This window comes from Mitsuaria sp. MSU3D, from assembly GCF_056867975.1.
Window position 1 is genome coordinate 4,376,326 of sequence record NZ_CP200314.1, and the last position, 24,560, is coordinate 4,400,885.

Below are 24,560 nucleotides of genomic sequence, written 5' to 3' on the forward strand. Positions count from 1 at the left end.
CGGGCGCGCGCCGCGCGTCCGCCGGCCCGGCACTAGGGGAGACCTTCGTCGAGGTCTCCCACCATGCTGCCACCATCCGCTCTCCCCTCCGCGCTCGTCCAGGCGTTCTCCACGTTGTCGCGCCGCGGCGGCGACAGGACGATCCTCCATCCGGTGCTGCAGCGCCTGACCGGCGCCGGCACGTCCGTCGCCGATCTGCGCGACCTGCGTCCGACCACGCTCGACGAGTTGCCGGACGGCTTCCTCCGGCTGCTGGGAAAACACGCGTTTCCGCACCCCGCCGACCATCCGCCGGTGGTGGCGCTGCCGGACGGTTGCACGGCCTCCACGGTCAACCGCTTCCTGCGGGAGCTGTCCGGCACGGAATGCGTCAGCGCGCCGCATGTCGACGCGCAGCGGACCCTCGTGGACCTGCCGACCGACACGGCGCTGCGCCTGTTCGAGACCACGGACCCGCTCCCCTACCTGCTCAACCCGTCCGGTGTTCCGGTGCTGTTCCGCCTGACCGAACGGGCCCCGAGCTGCGTGCCTCTGGCGCGGGAAGACAGCGACGTCGCCCCGACACGCCTGATGGCGGTCGCCGCCCTGCGCGACGCCCTGTGCAGCGATGACTGCCGGCTGGAACTGCCGCCGGCAAAGGCGTTCGGGGACTTGTCGCGCCGGCTCGCCGACCTGTTTGCCTCCTGGTTCGGCCGCTCCGGCGTCGACGACAACCGCAAGGATGGCGCTCACCCGAGGATCCAGCCGAACGCCGAGGAGCAGCTCACGATCGGCCGTGCGCTGCGCATGGTGCCGCGCGAACTGCTTCCCGCGCCGGGCTCGATCGCCATCGAGGACCTGCTGCTCCGGATGCTTCCCCTGCGCCTGGCGCCTCCGCCTTACCTCAAGCAAGGGCTGGACGAGCAGGACCTGTTGCGGATCGCCCACCTCCTCGACGATCAATGGCACATCGCCAGTCCGCCCCGCGGCGCGTTCCGACCGATCCGGCCGCCGCGCGACCTCGTCACGCTGGCCAAGCTCCAGCGGTGGGCGTGGCCGGACGACTTCTACACGCGGGCGAAGTGCATCGACGAGGCGTGCAAGGCGCGCCACGCCGCCGCGACCAGCCTGCGCAAGGCCTGGGAGGGGGGCCAGGGCTTCGGCGAGGCCATGTTGAACTTTGCCGAATGGCAGGTGCGTCTGCCCGAGGGCGATGTGCTGCGCCGCATGGGCCTGCTGCAGATGGAAGCGCTGACGGCGCGGCCGCGATCCCGGCGCGTCACCTTCGCGGACCCGCTCTCGCAGGCGGACGATCCGTCGTGACACCGGGCTCGCAGCTCGACCAGGTGACGCAGCAGAACGCCGCGCTGGTCGAGGAAAGCAGCGCGGCCGCGGACAGCCTGCAGCAGCAGGCCAAGGAACTCGCGGCGCTGGTGCGGGTGTTCCGGCTCGCGTGAGCGCGCGCCCCCGGGGCCGGGGGGGCCGGGTTCTCCCGCGTGTTGCCGCCCCGCAGCGGCACTCCCATAATCGATTGCACCATCGCTGTTGGAGTACGACATGCTGCAGGTCCTGAGCCGAATGAAGATCACGACCCTGTTGCAAGTCGGCTTCGCGGCAGTGCTCGCGATGGCCGCCTTGATGACCGGCGTCGGCGTGATGAAGCTGCGCGAGATGGTGCGGCTCAGCGAACAGCTGCACACGCTGGAGCAGCGCCGGCTGATGGCCACGAACTGGCGCGCCGCCACCGAGCTCAACCTCAACCGCGTGATGGCGATGGCCAAGTCCGGCGGACATCAGGGGCTCAGCAGTTTCCTGTCCGCCGAGATGACGCGCACCACCGAACGCATCAACCAGTTGCAGGCCGAGCTCGACAAGGTCATCGACGATCCCGAGCAGAAGGCCCAGCTGCCGGTGATCGCGTCCGAGCGACAGCGCTACGTCGACATCCGCAAGGGCGTGATGGCCGCGATCAAGGCGGACCCGGAGGCCGGCGGGCGGCAGGTCGACCAGACGCTGATCCCGGTGGCGGCGAGTTACCTGGCATCGGTCGAGAAGCTGGTGACGCTGATCTCGGAGGACACCGACCACTTCGCCGCACAGCAGCGCGAACAGGCCACGCAGGCGGCGACGCTGATGCTGACGTTGACGGGCGTCGCGGTCGTGCTGGGGATCTTCATCGCGTGGCGGATCACGCACTCGGTGCGGGCGCCGATGGTGCGGGCCGGCGCAGTGGCGCAGACCATCGCCAGCGGCGACCTGAGCCAGGACATCGTCGTCGACCGCAGCGACGAGATCGGCGTGCTGCTGCGCGAGCTGAGCGCGATGCAGGAGTCGCTGCGGCGCATGGTGCGCCAGGTGCGGGACGGCACGGAGACGATCAATGTCGCGACGCGCGAGATCGCGACCGGCAACCAGGACCTGTCGGCGCGCACCGAGGCCACGGCGTCCAACCTGCAGGAGACGGCGTCCTCGATGGAGGAACTGACCGGCACGGTCGCCAGCACGGCCAGCTCGGCGCAGCAGGCCAACGACCTGGTGAGCGCGACGCGCGTGTCGGCGTCCAAGGGCGGCGATGTCGTCGGCGAGGTGGTCGCGGTGATGCAGCAGATCGAGTCGAGCTCGCGCCGCATCAACGACATCATCGGGACCATCGATGGCATCGCGTTCCAGACCAACATCCTGGCGCTGAACGCCGCCGTCGAGGCAGCGCGCGCCGGCGAACAGGGTCGGGGCTTCGCGGTCGTGGCCGGCGAGGTGCGGGCGCTGGCGCAGCGCTCGGCCGGCGCGGCCAAGGAGATCAAGGCGCTGATCGGCGAGAGCGTGCTGCGCGTGGATACCGGCACGCGCCTGGCGCAGAACGCGGGACTGGCCATGGGCGAGATCGTCCAGGGCGTGCGCCGCGTGGCCGACATCGTCGGCGAAATCGCGACGGCGGCCGCCGAGCAGAAGGACGGCATCGGCCAGGTCAACGTCGCCGTGCAGCGGCTCGACGAAATGACGCAGCAGAACGCGGCGCTGGTCGAGGAATCGGCCGCGGCGGCGGGCAGCCTGCGCTCACAGGCGGAACAGCTCAACGCGCTGGTGAGCACCTTCCGACTGGCGGCATGAGGCGTCGCGACGGACAGCGCATCGCCGCGGCCTTCGCCGCACTGGTCGCCGGCTCGGCGCTGGGGACGTTGACCACGTCGTTGAGCGGATGCGCGCGCGATCAGACGGGCACGTCCGTCGTCGTCTCCGCGCCGGACCTCGATGGCGCGGAGTCGTTGATCAGGGCATCGATCACTTCGGGCGAGGTGAAGGGCCTGGCGCTCGCCGTGATCGAGGACGGACAGATTCGCGCGGTGCGCAGCTACGGCCATCGCAACGCCGACGGTCAGGCGCTGCAGACCGGCACGGTGATGTACGGGGCATCGCTGACCAAGGCGGTCTTCGCCTACACGGTGATGCAGCTCGTCGACGAGGGCCGGATCGATCTCGACGCCTCGATCGCCACCCTGCTGGACCGTCCGCTGCCCGACTACCCGAAGGACGCCCGCTACGGCCCGTGGCCGGACCTGCGCGGCGATGAACGCTGGCGGGCGCTGACGCCGCGTCTGCTGCTCTCGCACCGCGGCGGCTTCGGCAACTTCGCGTTCCTGGAGCCGGACGGGAAGCTGCGCTTCCACTTTGATCCGGGAAGCCGCTACGCGTATTCCGGCGAGGGCCTGATCCTGCTGCAGTTCGTGCTCGAACAGGGCCGGCTGAAGCTGGACCTCGGCCAGGAGATGCAGCGCCGCGTCTTCGACCGCTTCGGCATGACGATGACGGCGATGAAGTGGCGGGCGGACTTCGCGACGAACCTCGCGGACGGCGTGACCGAAGTGCGCCGCTGGGTCCCGCACGATGCGCGCAGCCGCGTGCGCGCGGCGGGCTCGATGGACACGTCGATCGACGACTTCGCGCGCTTCGCGGCGGGGCTTGCGCGTGGCGACGGCCTCTCGCCGCGCAGCCGGGCGGAGATGACGCGCCCGCAGGCACCGATCACGACCGCGTCGCAGTTCCCGACGCTGCAGCCGGAGCTGCCTGCGACGCAACGCAGGCCGGACCTCGCGGCCGGACTGGGCGTCGTCGTGTTCGACGGCCCGCAAGGCCGTGGCTACTTCAAGGGCGGCCACGACGATCAGACGGGCAACACGATGGTGTGCCTCGAACAGCGCCGCGCCTGCGTCGTGCTGCTGTCCAACGACGTGATGGCCGAACGGCTCTACCCCGCGATCGTGCGCCGCGTGCTCAGCGAGACCGGCGTGCCGTTCACGTGGGAGTACGGGTCGAAGGCGACAGCCTGGCCGCGCTGACAGACATCACGGGAACACCGCAAGGAACAGGAACACCACGAACACCACCATGTGGACCGCCCCCTGCAGCACCGTCGCGCGGCCGCCGCCGAGCGTCAGGCCGCCGACGATGAAGGTCAGGAACAGCAGCACCATGCTCAACGGCGTCAGCCCCAGCACCAGCGAGTGCGGGAACAGCGGCGAGAGCACCGCCACCGTCGGGATCGTCAGCCCGATGCTGGCCAGGCCCGAACCCAGCGCCAGATTGAGGCTGGTCTGCAGCCGGTTGTGCAGCGCCGCGCGCACCGCCGCCACCGTCTCCGGCAGCAGCACCAGCATCGCCACGATCACGCCCACCAGCGACGGCGGCGCGCCGATCGCATGCACGCCGCGCTCGATCGTCGGCGCCAGCAGCTTCGCCAGGCCGACCACGCCGACCAGGCACACCAGCAGCAGCGCCAGACTCGTGCCGGCCACGCGCCAGCTCGGCGGCGCCGCATGCGTGTCCTGGTCGTCGACGCCGGCCACCGGCAGGAAGTAGTCGCGGTGCCGCACCGCCTGCACGAACACGAAGGCTCCGTAGAGCACCAGCGACACGCCGCCCGCGAACAGCAGCTGCGTGGTCGTGAACGTCGGCCCGGCCGAACTCGTCGTGAACGCCGGCAGCACCAGCGTCAGCACCGACAGCGCGGCCAGCACCGCGAGCGTCGGACTCGTGCCTTCGACACGGAAGGCCAGCTCCTGATGCTTCCAGCCGCCGACCAGGATGCACAACCCCAGCACGCCGTTGCACACGATCATGATCGCGGAGAACACCGTGTCGCGCGCCAGTGCGTTGGTCGACTCGCCGCCGGCCAGCATCAGCGACACGATCAGCGCCACCTCGATGATGGTCACCGCCACCGCCAGCACCAGCGAGCCGTACGGTTCGCCCACACGGTGCGCGACGACCTCGGCGTGATGCACCGCCGCGAGCACCGCGGCGATCAGCAGCACGCTCACCACCGTCAGCACCAGCGTCGAATTGGCGCCCGCCGTCAGCCCCAGCAGCGCGAGGATCGCGGCCAGCGGCGCCAGCAGCGACCAGATGGGCAGGGCCGCCGGCAGGCGGGCAAGGAGGGAGTTGGAGCGCTTCACATGCATGGACCGAGCATAGACCACGATGGTCTGGCGACCTCGGAAGCGCTACGCTCGGCAGCCATGCCGACCCTCGATCCGCGCGTCGACGCCTACATCGACCGCGCCGCCCCGTTCGCCCAGGACCTGCTGCGCCACTGGCGCGCGACCGTGCATGCGCACTGCCCCGACGTGGTCGAGACGATCAAGTGGGGCTTCCCCAACTTCACGTACCGCGACAAGATCCTGACCGGCATGGCCGCCTTCAAGGCGCATTGCTCGATCGGCTTCTGGCACGGCGAGGCGGCCGTCGGCGCCGACCACGCCAAGGGGGGCGCGATGGGCGACTTCGGCAAGCTCACGTCGCTCCAGGACCTGCCGCCCAAGGCCGAGCAGCAGGCGATCCTGAAACGCGCGATGCAATTGATCGAGGACGGCGTGAAGGCCCGACCCGCGCGCCCGACCGCGCCGAAGCCGCCGCCGGAAGTGCCCGACGACCTCGCCGCCGCGCTGCGGGCCAATCCCGCCGCGCGGAAGACCTTCGAGTCCTTCCCGCCCGGGCAGAAGCGCGACTACGTCGACTGGATCGTCGAGGCCAGGAAGGCCGAGACGCGCGAGCGCCGCCTGGCGCAGGCCGTGGAGTGGATGGCCGAAGGCAAGCGGCGGAACTGGAAGTACGAGAACTGCTGAGGCCACGGCCCGCCAGCGGCTTGGCGCAGGCTCACGCCGCGGACGACCCCGCGCCGAGCTCCCAGTTGCTGTCGTGCACCTGCACGTTGTTGCGACCGCCGTCCTTGGCGCGATACAGCGCGCGGTCGGCCCGCATGAACAGCTGATCGGCGCTCACCTGGTCGCCGGGCTCCGCGACCGCGACGCCGGCCGACACCGTCAGCGTGAAGGCACGCCCATCGCCGTCGCACAGTTGCAGCGTCGCCACCGCTTCGCGGATCTGCTCGACCAGACGGATCGCGCCCGATCCGTCGGTGGCCGGCAGCACGAGCCCGAATTCCTCGCCGCCCCAGCGGCCCACGACGTCCGACGCGCGCAGCCGCGCCCGCACCTCGGCCGCGAACGCGCGCAACGCGTCGTCGCCGGCGTGATGGCCGTGGCAGTCGTTGACGTCCTTGAAATGGTCCAGGTCCAGCAGCACGAAGGCCAGCGGCGTGCCCTCGCGCCGGCCGCGCTCCAGCTCGTGCCGCAGCAGCGCGTCGGCGGTCATCCGGTTCAGGCAGCCGGTGAGGCCGTCCGTGGAGGCGACCTCCTCCATGCGCCGCGCGATGCGCTCGAAGTTCGCGAGCACGAAGCCGAAACCCGCGCCGATCAGGCAGAGGAAGCTGAACAGGAAGGTCAGGCCCTGGCCGAGGCTGCCCTGCATCAGGTCCAGGTATTCCTCCGGATTCGTCATCGCGTGCAGGCTGCGCAGCAGCAGGCTCGCCGCCGCGGCCACGAGCGTGATGCCGACGGCGCGCAGCGACGACTCGCCGCGCCAGCCCGGCCCCAGCAGCACGAAGATCGCCGGCAGCAGCAGGGTTGCGAAGACCAGCGAGATCGCGCTCGTGCGTACCGCCAGCGGCCAGGCCAGCATCCATGCCGTCAGGCCCCAGGCCACCGTCGGGCCGCCCCACCACATCCAGCGCGGCAGCGAACGCCCCAGCACATGCCGATGGATGGCCTCGTTGTAGAACACGATGCCCAGCGCGATCAGCCCGTTGCCGATCAGCGCCGACACCCAGACCGGCAGCACCACGCGCGCCGTCAGCATCGTGAAGCCGGCCAGCAGCGTCCACGAGCCCCAGGTCCACACGCCGAGGTCGAGGTAGCGCAGCCGGCTGCGCTGCGCCGCCCACAGCTGGACGCCGAGCATCGCGAAACCGCTCAGCAGCGCCAACATCAGCGTGGGGATGTGGATGGACGCCATGACGCGTGAGTGTAGTGATCGACGCCCGCCGGCAGACCCCCTACATCGCAGGCGCCGCGCGTGAAGGGCGCGTCAAGTCGCGTCGCTCACGACCTTGCCGGCGGATGTACCGGCAGATGTGCCGGCGGGCCCGCGCGGGACGTCGCCGGGGCAGCGCCGATCAGCCCGGCGATCCAGTCGCGCGTCTGTCGTGGCGCGATCACGGCGTCGATCTCCAGCGTCTCCGCGATCGCCAGCGCCTGACCTCGTGCCACCTGCGCCGCGAGCAGGCGCTCGAACAGCGCCTGCCGTTCCGGTCCGTCGGGCACGGCCGCCAGTTCCTTGCGGTAGCCGAGCCGCACCGCCCCTTCCAGTCCCATCGCACCGAATTCGCCGCTCGGCCACGCGGCGCAGCCGATCGGCCGGTGCAGGCTGCCGCCGGCCAGCGCCATCGCGCCGAGCCCGAACGCGCGTCGCATCACCACCGCCACCAGCGGCACCGTCAACGCCGCCGCGGCGCGGAAGAGGTCGCCGGCCTCTCGCAGCTGGCCGGTGGATTCGGCCTCCGGGCCGACCATGAAGCCGGGGCTGTCGATCAGACTGACGACGGGCAGGCCGAGGCGCTCGCACAGCCGCCAGAAGCGCGCCAGCTTGCGTGACGCGGCGCCATCGACCGCGCCGCCCAGCACGGCGCAGTCGCTCGCCACGACGGCCACCGGCTGGCCCTCGAGAAAGGCGGCGGCGGTGATCACGCTGTCGCCGCTGCCGCGACCGAGCTCGATCAGCGAGCCCGCGTCGAAGAGACGCGCAAGGATCTCGCGGACCGGGTACGCCCGCTGGCGGATCTCCGGGATCGCGTCGTCGAGCGGTGCCTGGTCCGGCTCGGAGAACGCCGTCGCTGCGGGCAGGCGGCACATCCAGGCCATCAGTGCCCGGACGAGACTGGTCGCCTGTTGCTCATCGTCCACCAGCGCATCGACGACACCCGCCCGCGCGAGCTCGGGCGCGGGGCCGATCTGCTCGGGCTCGAAGCGACCGAGGCCGCCGCCTTCGATCATCGCCGGACCGCCGAGCCCGATGTTGCTGCCGCGCGTGGCGACGACCAGGTCGCAGCAGGCCAGCAGCGCGGCATTGCCCGCGAAGCAGCGTCCCGCCGCAACGCCGATCGTCGGCACCTGTCCGGCCAGCGCGGCCAGTCGCGCGAAGGTCGCGACATGCAGGCCGGCGACGACCGGCATGTCCGTGTCGCCGGGCCGACCGCCGCCGCCTTCGGCGAACAGCACGAACGGCAGCTGGCGGCGCTCCGCGAGCTCGATCAGCCGGTCGGTCTTCTGGTGACTGCGGAAGCCCTGTGTGCCGGCGAGCACGGTGGCGTCGTAGGCCATCACGGCGATCGGCCGGCCGCGCAGGCGCGCAATGCCGGTCACGACACCGTCGGCAGGCGTCTGCGCCCGCAGTTCCTCGACGGGACGACGTGCGGTCTGCGCGGCGATCGCGAGCGCACCGTATTCGGTGAAGCTGCCGGGATCGCAGAGGGCATCGACGTTCTCGCGCGCCGTGCGCTGGCCCAGCGCATGCCGCCTGGCGACGGCATCGGGCCGGACCTCGTCGGTCAGCAGCGCGTGACGCTCGCGCCAGGCGCGAAGGTCGGCACGCTCTCCGGTCGTCGACGATTCGACGGTCCTGTCGTTCGGGGCGCCGTGACGGGCCGCGACTCCGTCCGCTGCTTCCGCCGCAGATTCGGATGCGGATTCGGATGCGGGAGACGCGGCCTGCCACGCCATCAGGGCATCGCCCTCGCGCACCAGCTCGCCTTCGACGGCGAAGAGCTCCGCGATGCGTCCATCAGCCGGCGCGGGCAGTTCGTGCTCCATCTTCATCGCCTCGAGCCGCACGACCGGCTGGCCGCGTCGGACGACTTCCCCGACGGCGACGAGCCACTGCTGGACGGTGGCGGACAACGGAGCGACGAGCGACGGCATGTGGAACCTCCCGGGAGACCGCCGACTCTAGGCGGCCCGCCGGCCGCGCGCTGCCGCGAAGTTGACAGCGGTCGCCAGCGCGCCCGCGTCCCTCCCCCTCAGGTCCGGTTCAGGTCCGCCTCAGGTCGGTCTCGGCTGCGGCTGGTCCGGCTCAGGACAGGCGCTCGATCAGCGCCATCGCCGCGGCCGGCGCTCGCTCCTTCGCGCCGCTGATGAAGAAGACGAACACGTCGCGCGCACGCTTGGGCGGCGCGCGGTCGGCCTCGACCAGCGGCAGCCGGTCGGGCTGGCCGCCGGACTCCCAGCGCGAGGCGCTGGCGGCGAGGCCGTCGAGCTCCTCCTCCGTGACCCCGGTGACGAGCTCCGGGCGCGTGCGCATCACCCGCGTGTAGACGAAATCGGCGGTGAGGTCGGGGATCGGCGGATAGTCGTCGGACTCGGTGAACACGACGCCCGCGCCGTGGTCGCGCGCCATCGCCAGGAACTCCGGCGATCGGAAGCTTTCATGCCGGACATCGAGCGCATGCCGCAACGCCACGCCGGCGGAGTCCTTCGGCAGCAGCTTCAGGAAGGCGCCGAAGTCGACCGGATCGAAGCGCTTGGTCGGCGCGAACTGCCAGACGATGGGGCCGAGCTTGGGCCCCAGCTCGGCGACGCCGCTGTCGATGAATCGCATCACCGACTCGCCGGCCTCGGCCAGCACGCGCCGGTTGGTCGCGAAGCGGTTGGCCTTGAGCGAGAACACGAAGCCCTCCGGCGCGGTGTCGCGCCACTTGGCGAAGGTCGCCGGCTTGAAGGTCGAGTAGTAGGTGCCGTTGACCTCGATGGCGCTCAGCTTGCGGCTGGCGTATTCCAGCTCGCGCGAGGCGGGCAGGTCCTTGGGATAGAAGGTCTCGCGCCAGGGCTCGAAGTTCCAGCCGCCGATGCCCACGTGGATCGAGGTGCTCATGTCGTCGTGTCCTCCAGAAGTCGTTCGAGTCGGGTCTGTCCGCGGCGCGTCACGCGCAGGGCGCGGCTGTCGGGGTCGGGATCGAGCCAGCCCTGCGTCAGCATCGCCTGCAGCCACGCGGCGCCGAGCGCGCCGCCCAGGTGCGGGCGCCGCTCGCTCCAGTCCATGCAGGCGCAGGCCAGCCGACGGCGGCGCGCGCCGGTGGCGGCATCGACATCGACGCCGAGGTCGCGCAACGCGTCCAGGCCCTCGCCGGTGAAGCGATAGCCGCGGACCTCGTCGGGGTCGGGCGTCATCCAGTGCAGACGCAGCGCGTGGTCGTGCAGCCGCACGCCCCAATGGCCGGCGAGGTGGTCGTAGCAGCGCCGCGCCTGACGCAGCGCGGGCGGCGTACTGGGCTCGAAACGCGGCCGCGGCAGACCGGCCAGCACCAGCATCGCTTCCAGCGCCTGGCCGACCTCCGGGCCGGCCAGCCGGTAGTAGCGGTGCTTGCCCTGCGCCATGCAGCCGACCAGTCCCTGCCCGAGCAGCTTGGCCAGGTGCGCGCTGGCGGTGGACGCGGCGACGTCGCCGACGGCGGCCAGCTCGGTCGCCGTGCGCGCGTGGCCGTCCATCAGGCAGCACAGCATGCGCGCGCGCACCGGCTCGGCCATGCTGGCGGCGATGTGGGCCAGCGCCTCGTCGGCGGTGGGGGCGTCAATCATGCTTCGATGCTAAGCGAAGCGTTCCTGGCGATCCATCGCGAAGATTCCCCCATGACCTCCTGTCCCATTCATTCGCCGCTGCTCGATCCTGACTTGCGCATGCGCCCGCCCGGTGAGCCCTTGCCTCCGCCGCTGCGCGCGCACGGCGGGCCGCTGGGCGACGTCTTCGCGCGCTGGCTGCGACAGCGCGACGATGGCGCACACGCGCCTGAGAAGGCCGCGCTGACGCGTGCGCTGCAGGCGCTCTCCGACGACGACATCCGCGCCCACGCACGGCGCCAGGCCGCGATCGCGCTGCCAGGCGGGTGGTCGCACTGGTCCTGGGCCGTCCCGGCGTCGACAGCGGCGAGCCTGCTCGGCATCGAGCTCAACGACGTCGACGCGCAACGTCGGCTGTACGCCAGCCTGCGCGCGATGGCGGCGGGCCTCGGCGCGGACGCGAATGCCGACGCTGTGCTCGCGGGTGGCGCGGCGGTCACGACGCTGCTGACCGCGCTCGACGACGCGGAGCGCCGTTCGCCGGATGCCCCGTTGCAATGGACCCTGCTGCGCCATGCGCCGCCCGCCCGATGGACCGATCGCGCCACGTTCACCGCCAACCGGCTGGCGCTGATCTGGCAGAGCCACGAAGCCGGCGCCGCGCTGCTCGGGCATGCCTTGCTCGACTGGCGGTCGACCGGTCGCGTGCCGACGCGCGAGGACCTGTTGCGCATCGCGCGCGAGGGCGGCGCGGTCCGCGTGACCCGTCGCTTCGATGTGCGGCAGGATCCCGCCACGCCGGTGAGCGTTCCACTCTCCGGCACCGACCATCCTTTCGGCGACGGCGCCCATCGCTGCCCCGGGCAAGGCCTGGCACTGACGAGCCTCCACGCGGCGCTGGCCTGGCTCGCCGGTCAGCCCGGACCACCGCTGCCTGATCCGGCCCCGCCACTGTCGCTGCCCAACATGGACATTCCGCAATTCCTGGACGAGGAGCTCCGCTCATGATCGCCGTCATCTTCGAAGTCATCCCCAGCGCCGACGGGCGCGACCGCTACCTGGAACTCGCCGCCGAACTCAAGCCGCTGCTGCAGGAGGTCGACGGCTTCCTCAGCATCGAGCGCTTCCAGAGCCTGACCGACCCGGACAAGCTGCTGTCTCTGTCCTTCTGGCGCGACGAGGCGGCGGTGCGCGAGTGGCGTCGGATCGAGGCGCACCGCGGCGCGCAATCGGAGGGGCGTGCGGGCGTCTTCGCCGACTACCGCCTGCGCGTCGCCGCAGTGCTGCGCGACTACGGCATGACCGAGCGCGAGCAGGCGCCGGCGGATAGCCGGGAGCGGCATCGCGGCTGAGCCCGCATAGAGCGCATAGAGCGCGTAACGCACGTAACGCGCCTTCCGCCGGGGTCTCGTCGTCGGAGAGGACGATTCCGTCGCACCATCGCGCCCGGCGTCGGGCAGCGCGCCGAGAATCGCCGCCGCTCCTACGACACGGCCTCGAGGCCGGCCCCGCTCATGTCATCCCCTTCCCTGCCCGCCATGGGTTCGCCGCGCCAGCACGGCCTGGACACGCTGCGCGCCGCCGCCATCCTGCTGGTCTTCGCGTACCACTACCAGGTCTTCGTGAGCGGCACGCCGACCTTCGGCTGGCTGAGCCGCATCGGCTGGGCGGGCGTCGACCTGTTCTTCGTGCTGAGCGGCTACCTGATCGCCAACCAGTTGATGGGTGGGATGACGCGCGGCGGGCAGCTCTCGCTGCCGCGCTTCTACGGGCGGCGCCTGCTGCGCACGCTGCCCAACTTCTATGTGGTGCTCGCGCTCTACTGGCTGCTCCCGCAGGTGATGGGCGGACGCGAGCCGCCGCCGCTGTGGCGCTTCCTCACCTTCACGCAGAACATCGCGCTGACGCCGGGCACGGCGTTCTCGCACGCCTGGTCACTGTGCATCGAGGAGCAGTTCTACCTGGTGCTGCCCGCGGCGCTGATGCTGGGGGCCGCGCTGAAGCGGCACCGCCGCACGCTGGCGTGGTCGCTGATCGGCGTGCTGACCCTCGCGGCGATCCTCTGGCGCGATCACCTGTGGCGCCTTTACGGGACGCAGGATCCGTCGCTGGGCTACTACCCGCACCTGTACTACGGCAGCCTCGCGCGACTGGACGAGTTCCTGCCCGGTGTCGCGATCGCGTTGCTGAAGCATGGCCACGCGGATCTCTGGTCGGCGCTGATGCGGCGCGCGAAGACGCTGCTCGCGATCGGCGCGGCGGCGAGCCTCGGCATGCTGACCTTGATGCTGCACTTCTACTACATCGATGGCTACGGTTACGGCCATGCCATGAGCAGCTGGGGCTACAGCGCGCTGGCCTGGAGTTTCGGCCTGATGGTGCTGGCCGCGCTTGCACCGCGCGGGCCGCTGGCACGCGCGCAGGTCCCGGGTGCGAACGCGCTGGCACGCTGGTCGTATGCGCTGTATCTGACGCACAAGCCGATCGCCTTCGCGCTCGTGAAGCCGCTGGCGGCGCTCGGACTCATGCGGGCGTCGGGATGGACCGTGCCGGTGATCGCGGCGGCCTGCCTGCTCGGCGGATGGCTGCTGTACCGGTGGGTGGAGTCGCCGTTCATGCGCCTGCGGGACCGTTGGATCCCTTCGCAATTCGTCGACACACAGCGTGCTACAACGGCGGATCCAAGGAGTCCCCAGCATGCGTAGCCCTCGTCCTTCCAGCCCCACCCGCCCTGTCCGCAGCCCGCGCCGCGCGGCGATCCTGTCCGCCGGTGCCGCCGTGCTCGCGCTCGTCGCTTCGGCGTGTGTCGCCGCCAGCGCCGAAGAGATCGGCGAAGTGAGCACGGTGTTCAAGTTCATCGGCCCGAACCACAAGATCGTCGTCGATGCCTACGACGATCCCGCCGTGAACGGCGTGACCTGCTACGTCTCGCGCGCGAGGACCGGCGGCATCAAGGGCGGCCTCGGCCTGGCCGAGGACAAGTCGGAGGCCTCGATCGCCTGCCGCGCGGTCGGCCCGATCAGCTTCCCCAAGCCGCTGCCCAAGCAGGAGGAGGTGTTCTCGGAACGCTCCTCGCTGGTGTTCAAGCGGCTGCGCGTCGTCCGCATGGTCGACCCGAAACGCAACACGCTGGTCTACCTGACCTACTCGGACCGGGTGATCGAAGGCTCGCCGCAGAACAGCGTGACGGCCGTGCCGGTGGATCGGGGGACGGTGATTCCGGTGAAGTGACGGCGACGGTCAGCCTCAGCCAAGAGCGTCACCGGTCGGCACCGGCGACGGTCGGCACTGCGACGCGTGCGACCTCGAACCCCTCGTCGATCCACCCCGTCAGCCCGCCGATCATCAGCTTCACCGGTCGGCCGAGCTTCGCGAGCCGGATCGCGCCGCGGTGCGCGCCGTTGCAGTGCGGGCCGGCGCAGTAGACGACGAACAGCGTGCCCATCGGGTACGCGGCCATCTTGCCCTCGGTGATCTTGCCGTGCGGCAGGCTCACGGCGCCGGGCACGTGACCGCGGGCGAAGAGCTCGTGGCTGCGGACGTCGAGCAGCACGAAGTCCTCGACGCCGCGCGTGAACGCGTCGTGCACGTCCCAGCAGTCGGTCTCGAAGGCGAACGCCTGCTCGAAGTGGGCAAGCGCCTGGGCGCTCGGGGCGGCGGGGACGGCAGCGATGTTCGAGCTCATCGGGGATTCCTTCAACGGAGTGGATCGACGGCAGCCAGTGTCGCGAAGCGCCTCGCTTCGGACGAGTGGCCGGAACGACGCCAATCGGTAAGATCGCGCCATGCCCCGTCCGCCTACCGCCGCCCGTGCCGCCAGTCGTTCCGCCGCTGCCTCCGCCGTGGACAAGCCGCATCTCGTCGCGATCCTGGCGTACGACCGGCTTTGCATGTTCGAGTTCGGCTGCGCGGTCGAACTCTTCGCGCTCGAGCGTCCGGAGCTGGGCGTCGCCTGGTACCGGCATGCGATCTGCGCCGCGGAGCCCGGGCCGCTGCGCGGCACCGGCGGTGTCCGTGTCGAAGCGCCGCACACGCTGGCGATGCTGCGCCGCGCCGACACCATCGTCATCCCCGGCTGGCGCGATGCCGCGGAGCGGCCGCCCGAGGCGCTGCTCAAGGCCGTGCGGGCCGCCCACGCGCGCGGCGCGCGGCTGTGCACGATCTGCTCCGGCGTCTTCGTGCTCGCGCATGCGGGGTTGCTCGACGGCAGGCGCGCGACCACGCACTGGCGATATGCCGAGCGGCTCGCGCAGGAGTTCCCGTTGATCGACGTCGACCGGTCCGCGCTCTACGTCGACGAGGGCGAACTGGTCACGTCGGCGGGATCCGCCGCCGGGCTCGACATGCTCATGCATCTCGTGCGCCGCGATCACGGTCCGCGTGTCGCCAACGCCGTGGCGCAGCGGCTGGTGATGTCGCCACACCGCGAGGGCGGCCAGGCGCAATTCGTTCCCAGGCCGATGCCTTCGGATGAATCCAGCCCCATCGCCGTGCTGCAGGACTGGTTGCGCGCGCATCCGCGCGAGGCACACACCGTCGCGTCGATGGCCCGCCACGCCGCGATGAGCGCCCGCACGCTGCAGCGCCGCTTCAAGGACGCCACCGGGCTCGCGCCGCTCGAGTGGCTGACCCGCGAGCGCGTCGCCATCGCGAAGGAGCTGCTCGAGACCCGTGACGCGCTCGATGTCGAGGCCGTCGCGGACCTCGCCGGACTGGGCTCGCCAGAGTCGATGCGCCGGCACTTCCGGCTGATGGGCCTGCCGGCGCCCTCACGCTATCGGCGGCAATTCGGCTGAACGGACGCCCGCTCGTCGCCCGTCCACCCGCTCAGCGGAACACGACGCAGGCCGCGCCAGGCATGGCGATGAAGCGGCCGTCGAAGCGCGGCAGTTCCTGGCCGTCGAGCCGGAACACGCAGACCTGATGACTGCGCTGCAGGCAGACCCACAGCTCCCGGCCGTCCGGACTGAAGGTCGCGCTGCGCGGGTAGCTGCCTTGTGCCCAGGTCTCGCCGCGCCATGACGGCCGCCCCTGGTCGTCGAGGTCGAAGACGGCGATCGCGTCGTGCAGCCGGTTCAGCGCGAAGAGCCGACGACCATCCGGCGCGACGAGCAGGTCCGAGGCGTAGCTCAGGCCTTCGAATCCTTCGGGCAGGCTGCTGAGCCGCAGTCGATGCGTCAGACGGCCCTCCCCGTCCAGGCCCAGCCAGTCGAGCGCGTTGGCCTGCTCGTTGAGCAGATAGACCTGTCCGTCGTCCCGGGGATGGATGACGAAGTGGCGCGGACCTGATCCCGTCGGCAGCGTCAAGCCGTCGAGTTCGAGCGGGTCTGCGTCGGGCCCCTCGAGCCGCCACACCCGCAGCAGGTCGCGCCCGAGGTCGCTTCCCAGCATCAGCGGCCATCGCGGATGGTGGCGAATCATGTGCGCATGCGCATCGGCGACGGGGTCGACACCGACTCGCGGCATGACGACCCGCTCGGGTGCCCGCAGCGCGCCATCCGCGCCGATCGCCGCGCGGCGCAGTGTGCCGTCGCCGTAATGCGCGATCCATGCATGGCGCGCCTGCGCATCGAGTGCCAGGTGCACCGGCAAGGTCCCGCCGGTCGCGTGTCGGGACAGCAGGGTCAACGTCCCGTCCTCCGGGTCGACGTCGAAGCTCGCCAGCTCGTGGCCGTCTTCCAGCAACGCATGCAGATGCCTTCCGCCTTCGGCGAGGTGCAGCCAGGTCGGACTGCCCGGCAGCGCCGCCGCGAGGCGCGCCCGGACATGCCCCTCGGCATCGCGCACCAGCGCGTGGATGCCGGCACATGGCGGCGCATAACCGCCCGCATAGGCGAAGGTCAGGCCTTCGAACGGGGCCGAGGAAATCGTGGGGGTGGCAGGGGTCATCGGAGCGCGACTTTACGGCCACAATGTCCTGTCATGACCAGCTCCAGCCCGTCCTCGCCGGCGGGTGCCGCGTATGCGTTTCGACGTCCCGACGCTGTTCAGCCTGATGCTGATCCAGTCCCTGGCGCTGGCGCTGCTGCTGCCGCTGCTGCTCGGCTGGTGCGACAGCATCGCCGCCCGTCGCGCGCAGCTCAGCGCGGCCGCGCAGGCCACCGGTTGGGCGTTGTTGCTGTTGCCGCCCGACGGCACGCGCCTGACGTCGATCGTCGCGCTCGGGCTGCTCAGCCTCAGCGTCACGCTGCTGTGGATGGCCGCCGACCGCTGGCTGCCGGGGCGGCTCGGCCGCCTTTTCCAGTACGGCATGCCGGTGCTGGTCATGGTCGGCTACGGTGCCGGCTGGGACAACTATGCGCTGCGCCTGGCCTGGTCCAACGGCTGCATCGGCCTGCAGATGCTCGCGCTCGGCGCCAGCCTGATGCAGCCCGTCAAGCGCGGCCCGGTCGGCAACCTGCGATGGCGGCTGCTGTTCACGGTCAGCCTCGGCCTGCTGGCCGTGCTCAACCTGGCGCGGGCCTACCTGGCCGGCTTCGACACCGCGAACCTGCCCCGCTTCGACGCCCCGCATCCGCTCAACATGGTCTTCGCCGTCGTCGCCAATGTCTGCGTGCTGGCCGCCGCAGTCGCGATCCTCGTGGCCTGGCGCGGCGAGAGCGAGGCCGAGCTGCGCCGCCTCACGCAGATCGACGCGTCCACCGGGTTGGCCAACCGCCGTGCGTTCCAGCAGCGTTCGGTGGACATGATCTCGATGGCCCGGCGCTACAGCGAGCCGCTGATGCTGCTCGTGATGGACGTCGACGGCTGCAAGGCGATCAACACCACGCACGGCGAGGCCAAGGGCGACCAGGCCATCGCGCTGTTCGGTCGCTGCCTGGACGAGCAGAAGCGCCTGGGCGACGTCGTCGCGCGCATCGACGGCCAGCGCTTCGCCGTGCTGATGGCGCGCTCCGACCTGGTGGGGCCGCCCGCGCTCGACCGCCGGCTGCGCGATGCCTTGCTCGAACTCGCGCCGCGCGAGCTCGGTTTCACGCTGGGCTACTCCGCCGGCTGGGCCAAGCTGCGCAACGGCGACCGCAACATCGAGGACCTGCTGCACCGCGCCGAAGCAGCGCTCTATGCCGCCAAACGCCAGGGAAAGGGGCGCCTGTGCGCCGAACCGGGGCTCGAGGCCGAGCTCAGCGTGGCCGTTCCGGCCTGAGCCCCCCCTCGCTCACGGCCCCGGCGGGCACGACGGCGTCGGGACGAGGTCCGACCGGCCCCCGTCCACCTCCCGGCGAGGCCATGAGACGTGACGCGGTTCACGCGCGCCACACCACTCGCGCGGCAATCGCCCAGTCGACAGGCGCCAACGCCCGGTTGGCATGACGTTTGCGTCAGGGTTTTCCAGGTCCCGCCGTGATCCACAAGATCGGTCGGGATGCCGTAGACCCTCGCCCTGGAGTTCCCGCACATGCATGTCGCCCTCAGTCCCACGGCCGTTCACGCTCGAGCCCCTCGCGCCCTCAATCCGCTGGCCAGCGATGCCGCCGCGTCGCAGCACCTGCAACGCGCGCCGATGGAGGTCGTCAAGCTGACCTCTCGCGATCTGCAGTGGCTGCCCGCCCTGACGAACCTGCTGATCGACAACGTCCACCTCGGCGCCACGCTGGGCTTCCTGGCCCCGCTGTCGCGCTACCAGGCGCTGGACTACTGGCACGGTGTCTTCGCGCGACTGGGCCAGCACCACATGCTGTGGATCGCCTGCGAATCGGAAGGTCCGGGCCGTCTGCTGGGCGCCGTCCAGCTGTCGCTGTGCCCGCTGGCGAATGCGCACCACCGTGGGGAAGTCCAACGGCTGATGGTGCACAGCCAGGAACGCAGCCGCGGCGTGGCGGGACAGCTGATGTCGCGCCTGGAGTGCGCGGCGGCGACGCAGGGCCGATTCCTGCTGCAACTCGAGACCTGCGCGGACTCGCAGGCGGAAGCGGTGTTCGCGCATCTCGGCTGGCAGCGCGCCGGCCAGATCCCGGATCACTGCCACGGCGCCGAGGGCCAGCTCCAGGCCGCCGCGCTGTACTACAAGCGCCTGCCGCATCTGGTCTGAGCTTCCCGCGCCAGCGCACGGACGCCGGCGCCCGGCGTCCTGGTGCGCCCGACCGGCAGCGCGTGCGTCAGCGCCCTGCCAGCAGGCCCGCGAGCAGCGCTTCGATGCGCTTCGCTCGCGCGGCAACGCCGCCCAGCGCGGCGAGCCCGCCCTGCTCCAGCATCACCAGGCCATGCAGCCCCGCCCAGAGCGCCGCGGCACGCGGCGCCGGCAACGCCGCCGGGGTGATCAATCCGTCCAGGCCCGCGATCAGCGATTCGCGCAGGGCGACCGGCGTGTCGAGCATCAGCAGCCGGTAGTCATGCGGGTGCAGCAACCCCCAGTTCACGAAGGCCCGCGCCACGGCGGCGGCTTCACCGCCTGAGGCGGCTCCGTCCGCCGCGCCTTGCAAGCGCGTGAGCAGCGTGCGCAGGCTGTCCTCGGCCAGGCGCGCGAGCAGTTCCCCCTTGTCGTGGAAGAAGCTGTAGAGCGTCGCATGCGAGTAGCCCACCGCCGCGCCGACTTCGCGCAGCGTGAGCGCGTCGGCGCCGCGCTCCGCAAACAGCTCGCGCGCCGCGGCCAGGATCCCGGCCTCCAGCGCGAGCTTGTGCGCGGCGCGCCGCTGCTGGGAGGCGGTCTGCGGCACATCCGCATCGTCACCGAGACCCAGGGCGGCCTCGCCGTCGAGGTCGCCCTCGTTCAACGCCTTTCGCTGCGCCTGACGCTTGAGTGGACCTTCCGGCTTGGCCACCTTCTGTCGCACGCGCGGCTGGGGCTTCGCCTGCGGTCTCGCATCGGCCGAACCATCCGGCCGGTCCTGCACGACGCCCGACGTGTTGTGCAGGCCTTTCGGACCGCTCGGACGCGGGTCCGGCATCGGCGCGCGGCCGCCACTTGTGGATTTGCTAACCATTGGTTAGTATTTGATCAACGGTTTGAATAAAGACTGGACGATGCCACAAAACCCTGCGATTGACCATGCCGACGCACCCTTCGCCTTGCCGGTGCTGGAGGCAGTCTCCGTCGCTCACCCCGATGCGGTGCTGCTGATGCATCAGCTCAACCAACGGTTGGCATCGCTCAGCGGCGACTCCGGCGCCAGCAGTTTCGAAGCAGGCTCGATGCCGACCGGGCGGTCGGTGTTCCTGGTTGCGCGAGGCGCCGACGGCGCCCTCCTCGGCTGCGGCGCGATCCGCCCGCTCGCGCAGGCTGGCGCGGCGCCGGTGGCCGAGCTCAAGCGGATGTTCGCCCGCGACGGCACCCGCGGTGTCGGTGCCGCGCTGCTGGCCGCGCTGGAGCGGGAAGCCCTCGCCATGGGTTATCGCGCGTTGTGGCTGGAGACCCGTCGCGTCAACGGACGCGCGCTGCGCTTCTATCGGCGGCACGGCTATTCCGACATTCCCAACTACGGCAGCTACGTCGGCCGCGAGGAGGCGGTGTGCCTCGGCAAGCCGCTGCGCCACGCTGCCGCCCCATCGTTGAACAAGGAAGCCTCATGGATCTGATCGAACTGCGCGGCACCGACCGCGACTGGATGCCGGCGCTCGGCGAGCTGTTCTTCGATGTCATCGATGGCGGCGGCTCGCTGGGGTTCCTGGAGGACGTCGACGAGGCGCAGATGCGCGAGTACTGGGACGGCGTGTTCGAGCAGCTCGGACCGCGCCATCGCCTGTGGATCGTGCGGGAAGGCGACCGGGTGCTCGGGACGGTGCAACTGGCGATCTGCGGCAAACCCAATCAGCGCCATCGTGCGGACGTGATGAAGCTGATGGTCCACCGCGACGCGCGGCGACGTGGCCTCGCCGTCCAGTTGATGGCCACGCTGGAACAGACCGCGCGCGACGCGGGCCTCACCTTGCTGACCCTGGACACGGAAGCCCAGTCCGCCGCGGAGACCTTCTACCAGTCGCAAGGCTTCCAGCGCACCGGCGAGATTCCGTGCTTCGCCGCCAACCCACGCGGCGAACTGCAAGCCACCGCGCTGTACTGGAAGCGGCTGGACTGAGCGCTCGCCAGCGCATCAGCGCCTCAACGCGACAAGCGCATCAGCTTGCCGCCATCGGTCACCGTCAGCAGCGCGCCATCGCGCGCCTGGATCACGTCGCGGAAGCGTTCGCCGAGATCGCCGAACATCTTCTCCTTGCCGCTCACCGTGTCGCCGTTCAGCGCGATGCGCCACAGCGCGGTGCCCGCCAGCGAGCCCGAGATCAACTGCCCGCGCCACTCCGGGAACATGCTGCCCGTGTAGAAGACGAGCCCGGCCGGCGCGACCGAGATCGGCGTCCAGGTCGTCAGCGGCTCGACATAGGTCGGCGCATGCGTGCCGCCCCCGATGCGGCAGGCATCGCCGACCGGCGAGCCGTAGTCGCAGCCGTAGCTCTTGATCGGCCAGCCGTAGTTCTGGCCGGCGCGCGCGATGTTGACCTCGTCGCCGCCTTGCGGTCCGTGCTCGGTGATCCACAGCTCGCCAGTCTGCGGATGCAGCGCGGCGCCCTGGATGTTGCGGTGGCCGTAGCTCCAGATGCCCGGCTTGGCGCCCGCCGCGAAGCTCGGGTTGTCCGCCGGGATGCTGCCGTCGCGGTTCACGCGGATCACCTTGCCCAGCGTCTGCTGCAGGTCCTGCGACGGGCTGCCCTTCATGCGCTCGCCGGTCGTGATGTAGAGCGTCTTGTCGCGCGCGAAGACCAGCCGTGAGCCGTAGTGCCCCGTGCCGTCGACCTTGGGGGATTGGCGGAAGATCACCTGCACGCCGGTGAGCGCGTCGCCCTCCAGCCGGCCGCGCGCGACCGAGGTGCCGGCCTTGCCGGACTCGGCGCCGGTGCCCGGCTCCGAGTAGGAGAAGTAGACCCAGTTGCTGCCGGCGGTCGCGAAGTCCGGGTCGATCGTGATGCCCAGCAGCCCGCCCTGGCCGCTGTCCAGCACCTTGGGCACGCCGGCGACGGTCGCCTCGGTCTTGCCGGCCGCGGACAGCCGCACGATCGTGCCGCCCTTCTGCGTCACCAGCAGCCGGCCGTCCGGCAGCTGCGCCAGGCCCCAGGGACGGTCGAGCGTGCTGTTCAGCGTCTGCATCGAAGGCGCCGCCGCGCCGCCGCCGGGCTGGGTCGGCGCGGCGGTGTCATCCCCGCCGCCGCCGCCACCACCGCACGCCGTGGCCGCCATCGCGACGGCCAGTGTCGACATCCATTCCGCCACGCTCATGTCCGTTCTCCTTGTTGCCTGCCGCCCGTGCCGGTGTCACGACACCGTGAAGGCGGCCAGTCTAGGCCGCGTCCGCAACGGAGTTGCAAGCGGATGAAATCGGCGTCTCCGGACGCTCCCGCGACACGGGCAATCACCATGCGCGCCCGGAACCGGCCCGGATGCCCCTGCTTGTGCAGGCCCTGCGCTTCCTCTACGCTGGCCGCAGTCCGGCTCCAGACCCACGTCCAACTCTTGCCTGAGAGGAACGAGCCATGTCCCCCACTCCCTCCCCCGACACGGAAGGCGCCCCCGCGGGCAGCCCAGGCGGCGCCGCGGTGGCCCGGCATCCCGGCATCGCGGCGATCCGCACCCTCGTGCTGGCCGGCCCGGCCGGCGCCGGCAAGACCACGCTGGCCGAGGCCCTGCTGTTGAAAGCTGGCGCCATCAAGACCGCCGGCAGCATCGAGAAAGGCAGCACGGTCAGCGACCACGATCCACTCGAGCGGCGGATGCTGCATTCGCTGCAGGCCTCGCAGATGCACATCACGCACGAGGGCCTGCGCATCCACCTGCTCGACACGCCGGGCGCGCCCGATTTCATCGGCCAGGCGTTGCCGGCGCTCGAGGCCGTCGAAACGGTCGCCGTCGTCATCAACGCGCAGAACGGCCTCGAGCTGATGGTCCAACGGATGATGGACGCGGCGGCGGGGCGCGACCTCACGCGGCTGATCATCGTCAACAAGATCGATGCGCCGGGTGTCGACGCGCAGGCGCTGCTCGGGCAGCTGCAAGCGGCCTTCGGACGGGAGTGCCTGCCGCTGAACCTGCCCGCCGCGGGCGGCGCGCGGGTGCAGGACTGCTTCTTCGGCTGCAGCGGGGAGAGCGACTTCGGCTCGGTCGAGGCGGCGCATCGCGCGCTGGTGGAGCAGGTCGTCGAGGTCGATCCGGACTTCGTCGACCGCTACCTCAACGACGGCGACGTGCCCGCCACCGAGCTGCATGCCCCGCTGGAGCAGGCCTTCCGCGAGGGTCACCTGATCCCCGTATGCTTCGTGTCCGCGCGCACCGGCGCGGGCGTGGCGGAACTGCTCGACGTGATCGAGAAGCTGCTGCCCAACCCCTATGAAGCGAACCCGCCGCAGTTCATGCGACGCGAAGGCGACGAGGCGGAACCGCTGATCGTCGCGATGGATCCGGCGCAGCACGTCGTCGCGCATGTCTTCAAGATCCAGTCCGACCCCTACCTCGGCAAGCTCGCGATGCTGCGCGTCCACCAGGGCACGCTGAGGAAGAACGCCCAGCTGTTCGTCGGCCACGCGCGCAAGGCGGTGCGGGTCGCCCATCTGTTCATGCTGCAGGGCAAGGAGCACGTCGAGATCGAGCAGGCGCTGCCCGGCGACCTGTGCGCGCTGGCCAAGATCGACGAGTTGCACTACGACGCGGTGCTGCACGACGCGCAGGAAGACGAGCATCTGCACCTGGCGCCGATCGCATTGCCGACGCCGGTGCACGGCGTGGCGATCCGACCCAGCCGGCATGGCGACGAGCAGCGGCTGTGGGAGGTCCTGGCGCGTCTGGTCGAGGAGGACCCGTGCCTGCGCCTGGAACGTGGTGGCCAGGAGGAGGGTCTCGGCCCGCAAGGCGGCGAGACGCTCGTCTACGGACTGGGAGAGTTGCACCTGCGGGTGCTGCTGGACCGGCTCAAGGAGACCTACAAGTTCGACGTCCAGACCCAACCGCCACGGATCGCGTATCGCGAAACGATCTCGGCGAAAGCCGAGGGGCATTACCGCCATAAGAAGCAGACCGGCGGCGCAGGGCAGTTCGGCGAGGTGTGGCTGCGCATCGAGCCGCTGGAGCGCGGCGCAGGCTTCGAGTTCCGCGACGAGGTCAAGGGCGGGACGATCCCCGGCCAGTTCATGCCGGCGGTCGAGAAAGGCGTGCGGCAGGCGCTGGCGCAGGGCGTCGTGGCCGGATATCCAGTCGTCGACCTGCGGGTGACGGTCTTCGACGGCAAGCACCATTCGGTTGACTCCAAGGAGATCGCCTTCATCACGGCGGGCAAGAAGGCGCTGATCGCGGCGGTCCGCGAAGCGCGACCCGTGGTGCTGGAGCCGATCGTGCAGGTCGAGATCAGCGCGCCCGAGAACGCGACCGGCGACATCACCGGCGATCTGGCGTCGCGGCGCGGTCAGGTGCTCGGGACGCGCAGCAGCGTGCCTGGACTGATCGGCGTCGACGGGCTGGCGCCGCTGGCCGAGCTCAGCGCGTACCAGAACCGGCTCAACGCGATGACGAGCGGCCAGGGGCGCTACACGATGGTGCTGTCCCACTACGAGGCGGTGCCCCCCAATACACAGGCCCAGTTGGTGGCCGGCTACCACCTGAAGGAGGAGGAGTAGCCCCCGCTCCCCTCACCGTAGCGCTACCACGCCGATGGGCACGGCGCTGGC

24 protein-coding genes are annotated in these 24,560 nt (G+C 70.9%); 15 read left to right on the forward strand and 9 right to left on the reverse strand.

Annotated elements, in window-relative coordinates:
• Positions 1-63 precede the first annotated feature (63 nt).
• The 4 genes from AC1VNM_RS19210 (at position 64) to AC1VNM_RS19225 (ending at position 4,313) form a co-directional block, all read left to right on the forward strand.
• Positions 64-1,302 (forward strand): hypothetical protein, encoded by a 1,239-nt coding sequence (locus AC1VNM_RS19210; RefSeq protein ID WP_483107963.1) that lies wholly within the window; start codon positions 64-66, stop codon positions 1,300-1,302.
• A complete protein-coding gene (locus tag AC1VNM_RS19215; protein ID WP_483109356.1) occupies positions 1,299-1,436 on the forward strand; it encodes a hypothetical protein in 138 nt (45 codons plus the stop codon). The genes AC1VNM_RS19210 and AC1VNM_RS19215 overlap by 4 nt, the downstream gene beginning before the upstream one ends.
• A gap of 100 nt (positions 1,437-1,536) precedes the next feature.
• Complete coding sequence (locus AC1VNM_RS19220) at positions 1,537-3,087, forward strand: methyl-accepting chemotaxis protein (RefSeq protein WP_483107964.1); 1,551 nt, start codon at positions 1,537-1,539, stop codon at positions 3,085-3,087.
• Positions 3,084-4,313 carry a serine hydrolase domain-containing protein gene (locus AC1VNM_RS19225; RefSeq protein WP_483107965.1) on the forward strand — a complete coding sequence of 410 codons (1,230 nt, stop codon included), beginning with the start codon at positions 3,084-3,086 and terminating at the stop codon, positions 4,311-4,313. Before AC1VNM_RS19220 ends, AC1VNM_RS19225 begins: the two co-directional genes overlap by 4 nt.
• 6 nt (positions 4,314-4,319) lie before the next feature.
• Here AC1VNM_RS19225 and AC1VNM_RS19230 read toward each other — a convergent pair whose 3' ends face one another.
• Complete coding sequence (locus AC1VNM_RS19230; RefSeq protein WP_377159791.1) at positions 4,320-5,435, reverse strand: calcium:cation antiporter; 1,116 nt, start codon at positions 5,433-5,435, stop codon at positions 4,320-4,322.
• Positions 5,436-5,492: 57 nt separating this feature from the next.
• Here AC1VNM_RS19230 and AC1VNM_RS19235 point away from each other — a divergent pair, with 57 nt between their 5' ends.
• On the forward strand, positions 5,493-6,098 hold the full coding sequence (locus AC1VNM_RS19235; RefSeq protein ID WP_483107966.1) for a YdeI/OmpD-associated family protein: 606 nt from the start codon (positions 5,493-5,495) through the stop codon (positions 6,096-6,098).
• Between the two features lie 31 nt (positions 6,099-6,129).
• On the opposite strand, the gene AC1VNM_RS19240 is transcribed toward AC1VNM_RS19235, so the two are convergent.
• From AC1VNM_RS19240 to AC1VNM_RS19255, 4 genes are all read right to left on the reverse strand, one after another.
• Positions 6,130-7,326, reverse strand: a complete 1,197-nt coding sequence (locus AC1VNM_RS19240) for a GGDEF domain-containing protein (RefSeq protein WP_377159787.1) — start codon at positions 7,324-7,326, stop codon at positions 6,130-6,132.
• 86 nt (positions 7,327-7,412) lie between these two features.
• On the reverse strand, positions 7,413-9,287 hold the full coding sequence (locus AC1VNM_RS19245; RefSeq protein ID WP_483107967.1) for a carboxyl transferase domain-containing protein: 1,875 nt from the start codon (positions 9,285-9,287) through the stop codon (positions 7,413-7,415).
• A gap of 151 nt (positions 9,288-9,438) precedes the next feature.
• A complete protein-coding gene (locus tag AC1VNM_RS19250; protein WP_483107968.1) occupies positions 9,439-10,236 on the reverse strand; it encodes a DUF72 domain-containing protein in 798 nt (265 codons plus the stop codon).
• Positions 10,233-10,940, reverse strand: a complete 708-nt coding sequence (locus tag AC1VNM_RS19255) for an ArsR/SmtB family transcription factor (RefSeq protein WP_377159783.1) — start codon at positions 10,938-10,940, stop codon at positions 10,233-10,235. Before AC1VNM_RS19255 ends, AC1VNM_RS19250 begins: the two co-directional genes overlap by 4 nt.
• A 51-nt stretch (positions 10,941-10,991) precedes the next feature.
• On the opposite strand from AC1VNM_RS19255, the gene AC1VNM_RS19260 reads away from it, so the two are divergent.
• The 4 genes from AC1VNM_RS19260 (at position 10,992) to AC1VNM_RS19275 (ending at position 14,150) form a co-directional block, all read left to right on the forward strand.
• Positions 10,992-11,927 (forward strand): cytochrome P450 family protein, encoded by a 936-nt coding sequence (locus AC1VNM_RS19260; protein ID WP_483107969.1) that lies wholly within the window; start codon positions 10,992-10,994, stop codon positions 11,925-11,927.
• A complete protein-coding gene (locus AC1VNM_RS19265; RefSeq protein WP_483107970.1) occupies positions 11,924-12,271 on the forward strand; it encodes an antibiotic biosynthesis monooxygenase family protein in 348 nt (115 codons plus the stop codon). The genes AC1VNM_RS19260 and AC1VNM_RS19265 overlap by 4 nt, the downstream gene beginning before the upstream one ends.
• A 162-nt stretch (positions 12,272-12,433) precedes the next feature.
• On the forward strand, positions 12,434-13,624 hold the full coding sequence (locus tag AC1VNM_RS19270; protein WP_483107971.1) for an acyltransferase family protein: 1,191 nt from the start codon (positions 12,434-12,436) through the stop codon (positions 13,622-13,624).
• On the forward strand, positions 13,617-14,150 hold the full coding sequence (locus AC1VNM_RS19275) for a CreA family protein (RefSeq protein ID WP_483107972.1): 534 nt from the start codon (positions 13,617-13,619) through the stop codon (positions 14,148-14,150). Before AC1VNM_RS19270 ends, AC1VNM_RS19275 begins: the two co-directional genes overlap by 8 nt.
• Before the next feature lie 28 nt (positions 14,151-14,178).
• On the opposite strand, the gene AC1VNM_RS19280 is transcribed toward AC1VNM_RS19275, so the two are convergent.
• Complete coding sequence (locus AC1VNM_RS19280; RefSeq protein ID WP_483107973.1) at positions 14,179-14,604, reverse strand: rhodanese-like domain-containing protein; 426 nt, start codon at positions 14,602-14,604, stop codon at positions 14,179-14,181.
• Between the two features lie 100 nt (positions 14,605-14,704).
• Here AC1VNM_RS19280 and ftrA point away from each other — a divergent pair, with 100 nt between their 5' ends.
• On the forward strand, positions 14,705-15,715 hold the full coding sequence (gene ftrA, locus AC1VNM_RS19285) for a transcriptional regulator FtrA (RefSeq protein WP_483107974.1): 1,011 nt from the start codon (positions 14,705-14,707) through the stop codon (positions 15,713-15,715).
• A gap of 31 nt (positions 15,716-15,746) precedes the next feature.
• On the opposite strand, the gene AC1VNM_RS19290 is transcribed toward ftrA, so the two are convergent.
• Positions 15,747-16,808, reverse strand: a complete 1,062-nt coding sequence (locus tag AC1VNM_RS19290; RefSeq protein WP_483107975.1) for a lactonase family protein — start codon at positions 16,806-16,808, stop codon at positions 15,747-15,749.
• Between the two features lie 73 nt (positions 16,809-16,881).
• On the opposite strand from AC1VNM_RS19290, the gene AC1VNM_RS19295 reads away from it, so the two are divergent.
• Positions 16,882-18,063 carry a GGDEF domain-containing protein gene (locus AC1VNM_RS19295; RefSeq protein WP_377159767.1) on the forward strand — a complete coding sequence of 394 codons (1,182 nt, stop codon included), beginning with the start codon at positions 16,882-16,884 and terminating at the stop codon, positions 18,061-18,063.
• A gap of 252 nt (positions 18,064-18,315) precedes the next feature.
• Positions 18,316-18,948 carry a GNAT family N-acetyltransferase gene (locus tag AC1VNM_RS19300; protein WP_377159765.1) on the forward strand — a complete coding sequence of 211 codons (633 nt, stop codon included), beginning with the start codon at positions 18,316-18,318 and terminating at the stop codon, positions 18,946-18,948.
• A 67-nt stretch (positions 18,949-19,015) separates the two neighbouring features.
• On the opposite strand, the gene AC1VNM_RS19305 is transcribed toward AC1VNM_RS19300, so the two are convergent.
• The gene (locus tag AC1VNM_RS19305) at positions 19,016-19,840 is read right to left on the reverse strand and encodes a TetR/AcrR family transcriptional regulator (RefSeq protein ID WP_483107976.1); all 825 of its coding nucleotides are present in this window, start codon (positions 19,838-19,840) and stop codon (positions 19,016-19,018) included.
• A gap of 10 nt (positions 19,841-19,850) precedes the next feature.
• On the opposite strand from AC1VNM_RS19305, the gene AC1VNM_RS19310 reads away from it, so the two are divergent.
• A complete protein-coding gene (locus AC1VNM_RS19310) occupies positions 19,851-20,432 on the forward strand; it encodes a GNAT family N-acetyltransferase (protein ID WP_483107977.1) in 582 nt (193 codons plus the stop codon).
• Positions 20,423-20,932, forward strand: coding sequence for a GNAT family N-acetyltransferase (locus AC1VNM_RS19315; RefSeq protein ID WP_483107978.1), 510 nt, complete (start codon positions 20,423-20,425; stop codon positions 20,930-20,932). Before AC1VNM_RS19310 ends, AC1VNM_RS19315 begins: the two co-directional genes overlap by 10 nt.
• 23 nt (positions 20,933-20,955) lie before the next feature.
• Here the strand turns inward: AC1VNM_RS19315 and AC1VNM_RS19320 are convergent, their stop codons facing one another.
• The gene (locus AC1VNM_RS19320) at positions 20,956-22,125 is read right to left on the reverse strand and encodes a PQQ-dependent sugar dehydrogenase (protein WP_483107979.1); all 1,170 of its coding nucleotides are present in this window, start codon (positions 22,123-22,125) and stop codon (positions 20,956-20,958) included.
• Positions 22,126-22,379: 254 nt separating this feature from the next.
• Here AC1VNM_RS19320 and fusA point away from each other — a divergent pair, with 254 nt between their 5' ends.
• Entirely contained in the window at positions 22,380-24,509 is a 2,130-nt protein-coding gene (gene fusA / locus AC1VNM_RS19325) for an elongation factor G (RefSeq protein WP_483107980.1), read from the forward strand.
• Positions 24,510-24,560 lie beyond the last annotated feature (51 nt).